Raw genomic sequence first — 12,841 nt, 5'->3', positions numbered from 1 at the left:
GCATGCATGACATTACCCTCCGGGCCGCACCCTGATGCGCTCGATCACGGACGCGCCGCAACTCTCGTACCTGCTCAACCCACTGGTACGACGCTCGCCTGGCGAGGCGCGCCTGGATCTGGTGCGCCAGGTGCGTGAGCTGATCGATCAGCTACTCACCGAAGGTGCCACCTTGGAGCAGGTCGCCGCTCGCCTGCAGATGCCTGCCCGACGTTTGCGCGAGCAGTTATCGCAGGCTGACGTGCGCTTTAACGACATGGTCAACGACTGCCGCTGCAGCCTGGCCCGACGTCTGTTGCTGGAGACCGACGAGCGCATCGAGCTGATCGCCGAACGCACCGGGTTTTCCGAGCCAAGTACCTTCTACCGCGCGTTCAAGCGTTGGGTCGGTGAGACGCCGGTGGAGTTTCGCCGCCACGGCCGGCTGCAGGCAGCCGAGCGCGGCGCATCCTGATCAGGCCCCCAGCAGGCTCTGCCCGCACACCCTCAGCACCTGGCCGCTGACGGCGCCGGAACCAGGCTGGGCGAACCAGGCCACGGCTTCGGCGACATCCTGGGGCAGGCCGCCCTGATTCATGGCATTCATGCGTCGCCCGGCTTCACGGATGGTGAAGGGAATGGCGGCAGTCATGCTGGTTTCGATAAAGCCTGGTGCCACAGCGTTGATGCTGATGCCGCGCTCGGCCAGCGTCGGCGCCCAGCTTTGAGCCAGGCCGATCAGCCCGGCCTTGCTGGTTGCATAGTTGGTTTGCCCGACATTACCGGCGATGCCGCTCAGCGATGCGATCAGCACCACCCGTCCGTTATCGCGCAAGGCACCGGCCTGCAGCAGGGCCTCGGTGAGCCGCTGTGGTGCGCGCAGGTTGACGTCGATCACCGACTCCCAGAGCCCTTCACTCATCTTCGCCAGGGTCTTGTCACGGGTGATGCCGGCGTTGTGCACGACGATATCCACACCTTGCGGCAGGGCCTCGACCAGTTTGCTGGGCGCGTCGTCGGCACAGATATCCAGCGCCAGGCTGCGACCGCCGAGGCGTGAAGCCAGTGCATCAAGAGCATCCTTGGCCTGAGGCACATCCAGTAACAGTACTTCGGCACCGTCACGGGCCAGGGTTTCGGCGATGGCAGCGCCGATACCGCGGCTGGCGCCGGTTACCAGTGCGGTCTTGCCAGCCAGTGGGCGTGTCCAGTCGCTGACCTGCTGCGCACAGGGCTGCAGGCGCAGCACCTGGGCCGAGACATAGGCGCTCTTGGGCGAAAGCAGAAAGCGCAGTGCGCCTTCCAGCTGATTTTCCGCGCCCTGATCGACGTGCAGCAGTTGCACGGTGCCGCCACGGCGGATTTCCTTGGCCAGGGAGCGGGTGAAGCCCTCCAGGGCACGCTGCACGCTGGAGGCCTGGGGATCGTCGAGCGTCTGCGGGGCGCGGCCGAGCACCACGACGTGCGGGCAACGACCCAGGTTCTTCAATGCGGGCTGGAAGAACTGACGCAGGGCATCGAGCTCATCGAAGCGGCTCAGACCGCTGGCATCGAACACCAACCCCTTGAGCTTGGGGCCGTGCTCGGCGATCCAGCGCGGCAGGCCGTACTGGTCATCGAGAGCCGCGAAGGTTTCGTCGGTCAGGCGGCTGGCAAAGGCTGCCACCGCAGTGCCCAGGTCGCCGTTGCCACCGATCAGCAACGCGCCCTCCAGAGGCCTGTTACGGCCCGCCACCCAGCGTTCCAGAGGCAGCGGAGCGGGCAGCCCGAGCGCGCCGACCAGGCGGCGTCCGGTAGGCGTATTGGCGAAGTTGAGGTAGCGATCAGACATGGAACAGACTCCAGGGCAGAAACTCAAAGAGGTTGACCACTGTACGCCATCACTCGTTTCATGCATCGACAGGGGCCGGCTGACCGGCCAATTCAGCGGTGATCAGCCACGCTAAAGTGCCGCACAATATTACCTGCAAGACTACCCGCAAGGAGTCGTACATGAGCCTGCCGCGCCGGGTCGCCATCGTTGGTGGCAACCGTATTCCCTTCGCCCGCTCCAACACTGCCTACGCCACGGCCAGCAACCAGGCCATGCTCACCAGCGCGCTGGAAGGATTGATCGAGCGCTACAACCTGCACGGCGAGCGCCTCGGCGAGGTGGTCGCAGGGGCGGTGCTCAAGCATTCGCGGGACTTCAACCTGACCCGCGAGTGCGTGCTCGGTTCGCGCCTGGCCCCCGAGACCCCCGCCTACGATCTGCAGCAGGCCTGCGGCACCGGGCTGGAGGCCGCGCTGCTGGTGGCCAACAAAATCGCCCTGGGGCAGATCGAGTGCGGTATCGCCGGTGGCGTGGACACCACCTCGGATGCGCCGATCGGCGTCAACGAAGGTCTGCGCAAGATCCTGTTACAAGCCAATCGCAGCAAGAGCACCGGCGACAAGATCAAGGCGCTGCTGCAGATACGTCCGCGACACCTGGCACCCTCGCTGCCACGCAATGGTGAGCCGCGTACCGGCTTGTCCATGGGTCAGCATTGCGAGCTGATGGCGCAGCACTGGGCCATTCCCCGCGACGAGCAGGATCAGTTGGCCGTGGAGAGCCACCGCAAGCTCGCTGCCGCCTACGCCGAAGGCTGGCAGGACGATCTGCTCACCCCATTTCTCGGGCTGACCCGCGATCAGAATCTGCGCCCCGATATCGACCTGGCCAAGTTGGCTACCCTCAAGCCGGTGTTCGAGCGTGGCCAGCGCGGCACCCTGACTGCCGCCAATTCGACGCCGCTGACCGATGGTGCGTCGCTGGTGCTGTTGGCCAGCGAAGAGTGGGCCAAGGCCCGTGGCCTGCCGATTCTTGCCTACTGGCGTGATGGCGAGGCAGCGGCGGTGGATTTCGTCAAAGGCAACGAGGGGCTGCTGATGGCGCCGGTGTACGCGGTGCCGCGCTTGCTGGCGCGCAACGGCCTGACCCTGCAGGATTTCGACTACTACGAAATCCACGAAGCCTTCGCCGCCCAGGTGCTGTGCACGCTCAAGGCCTGGGAGGACGCCGAGTATTGCCGCACCAAGCTGGGCTTGGAGCAGCCACTGGGCAGCATTGACCGCGCGAAGCTCAACATCAAGGGCAGCTCCCTGGCTGCCGGCCACCCTTTTGCCGCAACCGGCGGGCGTATCGTCGCCAACCTGGCCAAGCTGCTGTCGGTGGCAGGCGAAGGTCGCGGCCTGATCTCCATCTGTGCCGCAGGCGGCCAGGGCGTTACCGCGATTCTGGAGCGCTGATTCATCCCTCGTGCGCACCCTGGGCGCGCTGTCCTGGGTATCGCTGCGCTCAACGCCAGGCTACGGGGATAGCCTGCTCGATCAATCTTCGCGGCTGAGCGCCTCGGCTTCGGCCTTGAGCAAGGCTGACTTGCGTGCCACGCCCCAGCGGTAGCCGCCGAGGCTGCCATCGGCTGAGGTAACGCGGTGACAGGGCACCAGCAAACCCAATGGATTGCTGGAGCAGGCTCGGGCAATGGCCCGTGGGTGGCTGCCGAGGCTGGCGGCCAGTTGGCCGTAGCTGCGCGTCTGCCCCGTGGGAATGGCTCGCAAGGCCTGCCATACCAACTGCTGAAAGGCGGTGCCGCGTAGATCCAGTGGCAGGCGGGCGGCGCGTGCCGGTTCCTCGATCTGCCTCAGCACCTCGTGTAGCCAATCCTGCAGCGCCTCGTCATCACGTTGCAGCGTTGCGGCGGGGAAACGCTGGCGCAGCTCCGCCTCGACTACGTCCTCCGACTCGCCGAACAATAGGGCACAGAGCCCCTTGTCGCTGCTCGCCAGCAGCAGATAGCCGAGTGGGCTGGGCGCCACGGCCATGCGCAGCCGTTCCCCGGCGGCACCTTTGCGACGGCTGGCTGCGCTGACGCCATCGGCTCGTTCGTAGAGCGCTCGGGTACTGGAGTAACCACTGTTCAGCGCAGCATCGAGCAGCGAATCCGCCTGGGGCAGTTCGAGTTCCAGGCGCTCACGTTGGCGGGCGCTGACCCAGGCCTTGGGCGTCATCCCGGTGCGGGCCTTGAAGGCTCTGGTCAGGTGTGACGGGGATAGCCCGATGCGCGCAGCAAGCTCGACAAGTGTTGGCGGTTTGTCGGCCTCATCGAGCAGGCGACAGGCCGCGGCCACCAGTGCATCGAGTTGCTCGGCCGGGCTGCTGCCCTGTGGCGTGCAGCGTTTGCAGGGTCGATAGCCCGCTGCCTCGGCTTGCGCAGGTGTGGCATGGAAGCTGACATTCTCACGACGCGGCCGGCGTGCCGGGCAACTGGGTCGGCAGTAAATACCGGTCGAGCGCACGGCGAAGACGAATTGACCGTCCTGCGTCGCATCGCGCTCGCACACAGCCCGCCAGTGGCGTTCTTGCGGCATGTTCACCTCCTGTAACAGTGCCGCGATTGTCCGCAGTCGCCGTGTTCCACGCCAGTGCCAATCACGCTTTCAAACTTTGCGGCTGCTGCACATTTTCTGCAGAGGCTGGGCGCTGCCTCAGGATTGCCGTATAAAAGGGCCGCATAGACCACTGAGGAGGACCCTGATAAAAGCTGATGAAGACGCCAAAACGCATTGAGCCCCTGGTCGAAGACGGCCTGGTGGACGAGGTGATACGCCCTTTGATGAGCGGTAAGGAAGCAGCGGTCTATGTGGTGCGTTGCGGTACCGAACTGCGCTGCGCCAAGGTCTACAAAGAGGCCAACAAGCGTGGTTTCCGCCAGGCCGCCGAGTATCAGGAAGGGCGCAAGGTACGCAACAGCCGTGATGCAAGGGCTATGGCCAAAGGCTCCAAGTATGGTCGCAAGGGACAGGAAGACGCCTGGCAGAACGCCGAGGTGGCGGCCCTGTTTCGCCTGGCCAGCGCCGGCGTCCGGGTGCCCAAGCCCTATGACTTTCTCGAAGGTGTGCTGCTCATGGAGCTGGTCGGTGACGGCGAGGGTGGCGTAGCGCCGCGCCTCAACGACGTCGACCTGCACCCCGAAGACGCCCGCGAATTCCACGCGTTCATGATCGACGAAATCGTCAAGATGCTCTGCGCCGGCCTGGTGCATGGCGACTTGTCCGAGTTCAACGTGCTGCTCGGCCCGGAAGGCCCGGTGATCATCGATCTGCCCCAGGCGGTGGATGCGGCGGGTAACAACCACGCCTTCAAGATGCTCGAACGTGACGTCGGCAACATGGCCGCCTATTTCGGCCAGTTCGCACCGGAGCTCAAGTTCACCAAGTACGCCAAGGAAATGTGGGCGCTCTACGAAGACGGCAAGCTGACGCCCGATAGTGTGTTGACCGGTGAATTCGATGACCCCGAGGACGACGCTGACGTCGACGCTGTGCTGCGCGAGATCAAGGCCGCTCTGGCCGATGAAGCGCGTCGCCAGGCCGTGCTCAACGCCGAGGATGAGCCCAAGGACAGCGAGCCGCCTCCGCCCTGGGAGCGCTGAGTGTGGCCGGAGTTTAGTGGAGGTGGGCTAAAGCCCACCCTACCGCTGAAGCGGATCGCCGCTCGGCCCGCCCTGCTGTGTGATCGTGCCCTGAAACGGTGAGTTAAAGGGTGTGATGCTCTATTTTGGTTCGCTGTGTCAGTGTCTGTTTTAACTGTCTGCTGTCTTCATCCCTGTCTGAATTCCCCGCCATTGCTGAGCTGCAGCGTTTCTCGAAACGTTGGCATGCAACCTGCTATTCACTCCCTGTGACCTGCCTGACCGTGCAGGCACCCTGGCCGCTTCGGCTGCCAGCGGTGATGAGCCTGGGCAATGTGGCCCGCCATCCCCCAAAACTACATAACTGAATCCAAGGCAAAGACGCCTGAAGCTGACAACAGCTCCAGGCGTCTTTTTTTTGCGTTGCAGAAAACCGTGATACCGCAGCAGACAGAGGGCAGGCTATGAATTCCATCGTCACATCGATCAAGCGCGAGAACCTGATCGTCATCGGCAACGGCATGGTCGGCCACCACTGTGTGGAGCAGTTGATCGCCAGCGGTGCCCTGCATCGCTATCAGGTGCACGTGTATGGCGAAGAACGCCAGCGCGCCTACGACCGTGTGCACCTGTCCGAGTACTTCTCCGGCAAGGATGCCGAAGCCCTGGCCCTGGGCGAGCCTGATCTGTACGCCCGCAACGGCGTACACCTGCACCTCGGCGAGCAGGTGCTGGAAATCGACCGCGAGAACCGCGAAGTCGTCACCACCAAGGGCCGTCGCGGCTACGACCGTTTGGTGCTGGCCACCGGTTCCTATCCGTTCGTACCGCCGATTCCGGGCGCCGAGGGCAATTCGCGCCTGGTCTACCGCACCCTGGACGACCTCGACGGTATCCGCGCTGCCGCGACCAAAGCCCGCCGTGGTGTGGTGGTCGGCGGTGGCCTGCTCGGTCTGGAGGCGGCCAACGCGCTGAAGTCACTTGGTCTGGAAGCCCACGTGGTGGAGTTCGCACCGCGCCTGATGCCGGTACAGCTGGATAACGACGGTGGCGACGCACTGCGGGCGCGCATCGAGGCCCTTGGTGTGGGTGTGCATCTGTCGCGCGCCACCCAGGAGATCGTCATCGGTGAGGAATATGCCTACCGCATGAAATTCAGCGATGGCGCTGATGGTAAATGTGAGTATCTTGAGACCGACCTGATCGTGTTTTCCGCCGGTATTCGTCCGCAGGACGCCCTCGGCCGTGCCGCTGGCCTCGACATCGCGACCCGCGGTGGCGTGGTGGTCGACAACGACTGCCGCACCAGCGACCCGGCGATCTTTGCCATCGGCGAATGCGCGTCCTGGAATGGCATGGTCTTCGGTCTGGTCGCGCCGGGCTATTCGATGGCCCGCAATGTCGCCGCTCAGCTGGCTGGCGAGCCGCACGAACTGTTTACCGGCGCCGACATGTCGACCAAGCTCAAGCTGCTTGGCGTCGACGTCGGCTCCATCGGCGATGCCCACGCCGCCACACCGGGTGCCAAGAGCTATCGCTACATCGACGAAGCCAATGCCAGCTACCGCCGTCTGGTGGTCTCGCCGGATGGTCAGCACGTCATCGGCGCCGTGCTGGTCGGCGACAACAGCTATTACGACACCCTGCTGCAGTACGCCCAGAACGGCATCAAGCTGCCGGCCGATCCGTCCAGCCTGATTCTGCCGCTGTCCGACGGCGCGCCGACCCTGGGCGCCGATGCGCTGCCGGATACCGCGACCATCTGCTCCTGCCACAACGTCAGCAAGGGCGCGGTGTGCTGCCAGGTCGACGCCGGCATCACCGACCTCGGCGAGCTGAAGGCCATCACCAAGGCCGGCAGCGGTTGCGGTGGTTGCAGCGCCTTGCTCAAACAGGTCTTCGAGCATGAGCTGAGCGCCCGCGGCGTAGCGGTGGACAAGAGCCTCTGCGAGCACTTCGCCCATACCCGTCAGGAGCTGTACGCCATCGTCCGGGTGGAAGGTGTGCTCAGTTTCGAAGAACTGCTGGCCAAGCATGGCCGCGGCCACACCGGCTGCGATATCTGCAAGCCAGCGGTCGGCTCGATCCTCGCGTCGTGCTGGAACCAGCCGATCACCGACCCGTCGCTGATCCCGCTGCAGGACACCAACGACACCTTCATGGCCAACATGCAGAAGAACGGCACCTACTCGGTGGTGCCGCGTATTCCCGGTGGCGAGATCACCCCGGACGGGCTGATCGCCATCGGCGCCGTGGCGAAGAAATACGACCTCTACACCAAGATCACCGGCGGTCAGCGTATCGACCTGTTCGGCGCTCAGTTGCACGAACTGCCGGAAATCTGGAGCGAGCTGATCGCCGCCGGCTTCGAGACCGGGCATGCCTATGGCAAGTCGCTGCGTACCGTGAAGTCCTGCGTGGGCAGCACCTGGTGCCGCTACGGCGTGCAGGACAGCGTTGGCATGGCACTGCGCCTGGAGGATCGCTACAAGGGCCTGCGCTCGCCGCACAAGATCAAGTTCGCGGTCAGCGGCTGTACCCGTGAGTGTGCCGAAGCGCAGAGCAAGGACATCGGCGTGATCGCCACCGACAAGGGCTGGAACCTCTATGTGTGCGGCAACGGCGGCATGCGCCCGCGGCATGCCGAGCTGTTCGCCACCGACCTGGATGACGAAGCGCTGATCCGCACCATCGACCGCGTGCTGATGTTCTACGTGCGCACCGCCGACAAGCTGCAGCGCACCTCGGTATGGCGCGAGTCGCTGGAAGGCGGCCTGGATTACCTCAAGGCGGTGATCCTCGACGACAGCCTGGGCCTGGGCAATGAGCTGGAAGCGCAGATGCAACTGGTGGTCGACCGCTACGAGTGCGAATGGGCCGGTGCCCTCAAGGATCCGGAGAAGCTCAAGCGCTTCCGCACCTTCGTCAACGACAAGCGCGGCGATCCGGACATCCATTTCGTCAAGGAACGCGGCCAGCGCCGCCCCATGACCGCCAGTGAACTCCACCTGATTCCCGTTACCGAGGAGGTGCTCTGATGAGCCAGTCCAATGCCGTGCGCGCCCAATCGCTTCCCGCCACCGAGTGGCAACCGCTGTGCAGCAGCCAGGATCTGGTCGCCAATTCGGGCGTGGTGGCCTGGCTCGAGGGTGCGCAGATCGCCCTGTTCCATCTGCCCCACAGCGAGGCTGGCGAGCAACTGTTCGCGGTGGAAAACCGCGACCCGAAATCCGGCGCCAACGTCATCGGCCGCGGCCTGATCGGCCAGATCAAGGGGGATCTGGTGATCGCCTCGCCGCTCTACAAACAGCATTTCCGCCTGGCTGACGGCACTTGCCTCGAGTACCCGGAGCAGCGCCTGCGCGTTTGGCCGGTGCGGCTCAATGGCGACACCGTGGAAATCGGCCTGGCGAGCTGAACGCTCGACGACTTACCGCGAAGGCCGGAGAAGAACGCCAAGCAGGCGCCCCGGCCCATTCGCCCCCTCACTCCCGTTTGCATACCTGAAAAGAGAGCATCTCCATGTCCTACCTGGTTCCTGCCGAATTCGTCACAAAGATGGTGGATGCCGGCGAGTCGAAGATCTTCATGTCGACCCGCGATACCCTGATCCGCGCCTTCATGGCCGGTGCGATTCTGGCCCTGGCGGCGGTGTTCGCCATCACTATCACTGTCCAGACGGGTTCGCCGCTGCTTGGCGCAGCGTTCTTCCCGGTCGGTTTCATCATGCTGTACCTGATGGGCTTCGACCTGCTTACCGGGGTATTCGTCCTCGCTCCGCTGGCACTGCTCGACAAGCGTCCGGGGGTCACCGTCGGTGGCGTGCTGCGCAACTGGGGGCTGGTGTTCACCGGCAACTTCGCCGGGGCACTGACGGTCGCCGTGATGATGGCTTTCGTCTTCACCTATGGCTTCTCGACCAGCGCGGGTGAGATCGGCGAGAAGATTTCGCACATCGGCGAGTCGCGCACTCTGGGCTACGCCGAGTTCGGCACGGCCGGCTGGCTGACCATTTTCCTGCGCGGCATGCTGTGCAACTGGATGGTGTCCATGGGTGTGGTCGGCGCGATGATCTCCACCACCGTCAGCGGCAAGACCATCGCCATGTGGATGCCGGTCATGCTGTTCTTCTACATGGGCTTCGAACACTCGGTGGTGAACATGTTTCTGTTCCCCTTCGGGATGATCATGGGCGGCGATTTCTCGGTGATGGACTACATGATCTGGAACGAAATTCCCACCGCACTGGGCAACCTGGTTGGCGGCCTGGCCTTCACCGGCCTGACCCTCTACACCACTCACGTGAAAACCGCGCCCAAGCGTAACTACAACTGAGTACCGTCAATGGCCGCTGCTGCTGAAAACCTCTGGACGGGCAGGAAGAGCCACCTGCAGGTCAGCATCGGCCAGTGCTCGGACAAGGGCCGCAAGGCACGCAATCAGGACTTTCATGGCCTCTGCGTGCCCCATGAGCCGCAACTGAGCAGCAAGGGCATCGCCATCGCCCTGGCTGACGGCATCAGCAGCAGCGACGTCAGCCACATCGCCAGTGAAACGGCGGTGGCGGCGTTCCTCTCCGACTATTTCAGTACCAGCGAAGCCTGGTCCGTGAAGACCTCGGTCACCCGTGTACTCAGCGCCACCAATGCCTGGCTGCACGCCCAGACGCGACGCGGCCAGCATCGCTACGACATGGATCGCGGCTACGTATGCACCTTCAGCGCCTTGGTGCTGAAGTCGACCACCGCGCACCTGTTCCACGTCGGCGACACACGCATTTACCGCCTGCGCGACGGCTCCCTAGAGCCGCTGACCCGCGATCACCGCGTCTGGGTGGGCCAGGAAAAGAGCTACCTGAGCCGTGCCCTGGGCATCCAGCCGCAGTTGGAGATCGACTACCAAGCGCTGGCGATCGAGAGCGGCGACCTGTTCCTGCTGGCCACAGACGGCGTCTACGAATTCGTCGATTCGCGGTTCATGATTGATTGCGTCGCCGAACACGCCGACGACCTGCAACTCGCCGCCCGGCGTATCGTCGACCAGGCGCTGGCCAATGGCAGCGACGACAACCTGACTCTGCAACTGGTACGCGTCGACAGCCTGCCGCGCGCTGAGGCCGACGAGTTGCAGCACAAGCTCGGCGAGCTGCCGTGCCCGCCGATTCTGGAAGCGCGCATGCTCTTCGACGGCTACCGTATCGTTCGCCCGCTGCACGCCAGCGCGCGCAGCCACGTGTACCTGGCCACCGACGAAGACAGCGGCGCCACCGTGGTGATCAAGACGCCTTCGCTGGATCTGCAGCATGATGCCGGCTACCTAGAGCGCTTTCTCATGGAGGAGTGGATCGCCCGGCGCGTCGACAGCCCCCACGTACTCAAAGCCTGTGCGCCGACCCGCAAGCGCAACTTCCTGTACGGCGTCAGCGAATTCATCGAAGGCCAGACCCTGGCCCAGTGGATGATCGATCACCCGCGCCCGGATCTGGAGACCGTACGCAGCATCGTCGAGCAGGTCGCCCGTGGCCTGCGTGCCTTCCACCGCCTGGAAATGCTCCATCAGGATCTGCGCCCCGCCAACCTGATGATCGATGCCACCGGTACGGTGAAAATCATCGATTTCGGCGCCACCCGCGTGGCGGGCCTGCAGGAGATCGACAGCCGCCAGGCGGACGACCCGATACTCGGCACCGCGCAGTACAGTGCCCCGGAATACTGGCTCGGCGAGCCGGGCACGGTGCGCTCGGACGTGTTCTCCCTGGCGGTAATCGCCTACCAGATGCTCACTGGCCGGCTGCCTTACGGAGCGGGCATGGCACGGGCACGAACCCGCACGGCCCAGGCGCGGCTGCGCTACACGCCGCTCGGCCAGCCAGAACGCGAGCTGCCGCTGTGGCTCGATGATGTGCTGCGCAAGGCCTGCCATCCGGATCCGCTGAAGCGCTATGACGACCCTGACGAATTTGCCCATGCCTTGCGCCACCCGGGTCAGGCACTGCTGCGCCGTGGTCGGGTACCGTTACTGGAGCGCAACCCGCTGTTGTTCTGGCAAGTCAGTTGTCTGCTCCTGGCGTTGACGGTGGTGGTATTGCTGGCGCGCCAGTAGCTGAACGGGAGGCTGTACTGAGCGATGTTTCCGACGGTCGTCACTACAGCCCTTGGCCTTGCCTGGCCGCTGCGCATCCGCCATGCCGTGAAGCCGTGGAGACCCCGCCAGCGCACGCTTTCGGGGCGCTGATGGTGAGGTAACTTAATGAAATAATTTGTCGCAAATTGTCATATTTGTTCTTCTGGCAACAGGACAGAATGCGCCTTCTGTTCAGCCATAAAGTGCGTGATCGTGGACTATCTCCTGCAACTAGCTAGCGACCCAACTGCCTGGGTCGCCCTTGCCACTCTGGTGGTAATGGAAGTGGTACTCGGCATCGACAACCTGATCTTCATTTCCATCCTCACCAACAAGCTGCCCGAGCATCAGCGTGACAAAGCGCGGCGCCTGGGTATTGGTGCGGCGCTTGTGCTGCGTCTGGGCCTGCTCGGCACCGTGGCGTGGATCGTCCAATTGGTGGAGCCGGTGATCGAGCTGTTCGGCCAGGCGTTCTCCTGGAAGGACATCATCCTCATCGCCGGTGGTCTGTTCCTGCTCTGGAAGGCGACCAAGGAAATCCATCACTCCATGGACCCGGAGCCAGAAGGCGACATGTTCGTCGGCCGGGCCGCCAGCCTGGGTTTCGGCGCTGCCATCGTGCAGATCCTGCTGCTCGACCTGGTGTTCTCGGTCGATAGCATCATCACCGCCGTGGGCATGACGCCGCACGTGCCGATCATGGTCATCGCCGTGGTTGCCGCCGTCACCGTGATGCTGGTCGCAGCCAACCCGCTGGCGCGCTTCATCGCCAACAATCCGACCGTGGTGATGTTGGCCCTGGGGTTCCTCATCATGATCGGCATGACGCTGATCGCCGAAGGCTTCGGTGCCCATGTGCCGAAGGGCTACATCTACGCGGCGATGGCTTTCTCCGCCATCATCGAGGGGCTCAACATGTTGTCTCGCAGGAGTCGTCGCAAGGCGGCTGCCGAGGCCAACAAGGCGCCTTGAACCGGCACACCTCCCCCTGCCATGGCAGGGGGGTGGCTGAATGCTTCACCTCCCCGCTACTTCCCTTCTCGGCAAAGACTGACCGTTCAGTCATATTTTGCTGGCAGAGTGCCATCTTGCGCGGCAAAATCCCCCCACGACCAGTGAGTGGACGAGGCTGCATGTCCGTTCGAGCCAGGTAAAACAGTCGGCTCATACCCCATCCGCTCCTGCCGATACAGTTAATTGTCATTACCTGAACCGGGAAATGCCAAGGCGAATTCGCCTGTCAGCGAATCATCCATCGCTACCCTGTGGCGGCTTTCGAACAAGCCAGAGTGATGGTTCTTTCG

The 12,841-nt window shown here is 63.9% G+C and carries 9 protein-coding genes and 1 pseudogene; 8 read left to right on the top strand and 2 right to left on the bottom strand.

Features of this window, described 5'->3' with window-relative positions; genetic code table 11:
• Positions 1-103: 103 nt before the first annotated feature.
• Positions 104-454, top strand: a pseudogene (locus K5Q02_RS01785) (helix-turn-helix transcriptional regulator); the annotation flags it as partial.
• Here K5Q02_RS01785 and K5Q02_RS01780 read toward each other — a convergent pair.
• The gene (locus tag K5Q02_RS01780) at positions 455-1,810 is read right to left on the bottom strand and encodes a 3-oxoacyl-ACP reductase (RefSeq protein ID WP_225835779.1); all 1,356 of its coding nucleotides are present in this window, start codon (positions 1,808-1,810) and stop codon (positions 455-457) included. It lies immediately after the preceding pseudogene.
• Between the two features lie 161 nt (positions 1,811-1,971).
• Between K5Q02_RS01780 and K5Q02_RS01775 the strand changes: the two genes are divergently transcribed.
• Positions 1,972-3,249, top strand: coding sequence for an acetyl-CoA C-acetyltransferase (locus K5Q02_RS01775; RefSeq protein ID WP_225835777.1), 1,278 nt, complete (start codon positions 1,972-1,974; stop codon positions 3,247-3,249).
• Positions 3,250-3,330: 81 nt separating this feature from the next.
• Here the strand turns inward: K5Q02_RS01775 and ada are convergent, their stop codons facing one another.
• A complete protein-coding gene (ada, locus tag K5Q02_RS01770) occupies positions 3,331-4,371 on the bottom strand; it encodes a bifunctional DNA-binding transcriptional regulator/O6-methylguanine-DNA methyltransferase Ada (protein ID WP_225835775.1) in 1,041 nt (346 codons plus the stop codon).
• 176 nt (positions 4,372-4,547) lie between these two features.
• Here ada and K5Q02_RS01765 point away from each other — a divergent pair, with 176 nt between their 5' ends.
• The 6 genes from K5Q02_RS01765 to K5Q02_RS01740 all read left to right on the top strand — a co-directional run bounded on the left by K5Q02_RS01765 (position 4,548) and on the right by K5Q02_RS01740 (position 12,509).
• Positions 4,548-5,435, top strand: coding sequence for a PA4780 family RIO1-like protein kinase (locus K5Q02_RS01765; RefSeq protein WP_225835773.1), 888 nt, complete (start codon positions 4,548-4,550; stop codon positions 5,433-5,435).
• Positions 5,436-5,878: 443 nt separating this feature from the next.
• Positions 5,879-8,452, top strand: coding sequence for a nitrite reductase large subunit NirB (nirB, locus tag K5Q02_RS01760; RefSeq protein WP_225835771.1), 2,574 nt, complete (start codon positions 5,879-5,881; stop codon positions 8,450-8,452).
• Positions 8,452-8,832, top strand: a complete 381-nt coding sequence (gene nirD / locus K5Q02_RS01755; protein ID WP_225835769.1) for a nitrite reductase small subunit NirD — start codon at positions 8,452-8,454, stop codon at positions 8,830-8,832. Before nirB ends, nirD begins: the two co-directional genes overlap by 1 nt.
• Positions 8,833-8,936: 104 nt before the next feature.
• Positions 8,937-9,749 (top strand): formate/nitrite transporter family protein, encoded by an 813-nt coding sequence (locus K5Q02_RS01750; protein WP_225835767.1) that lies wholly within the window; start codon positions 8,937-8,939, stop codon positions 9,747-9,749.
• Positions 9,750-9,758: 9 nt separating this feature from the next.
• Entirely contained in the window at positions 9,759-11,516 is a 1,758-nt protein-coding gene (locus K5Q02_RS01745) for a bifunctional protein-serine/threonine kinase/phosphatase (protein ID WP_225835766.1), read from the top strand.
• 234 nt (positions 11,517-11,750) lie between these two features.
• A complete protein-coding gene (locus K5Q02_RS01740) occupies positions 11,751-12,509 on the top strand; it encodes a TerC family protein (RefSeq protein ID WP_225835765.1) in 759 nt (252 codons plus the stop codon).
• Positions 12,510-12,841: the final 332 nt, after the last annotated feature.

The organism is Pseudomonas sp. MM211 (genome assembly GCF_020386635.1).
In the GTDB taxonomy this organism is placed as follows: Bacteria; Pseudomonadota; Gammaproteobacteria; order Pseudomonadales; family Pseudomonadaceae; genus Aquipseudomonas.
Note: the sequence above shows the minus strand (reverse complement) of the source record. Positions and strands in the feature narration are given on the sequence as shown.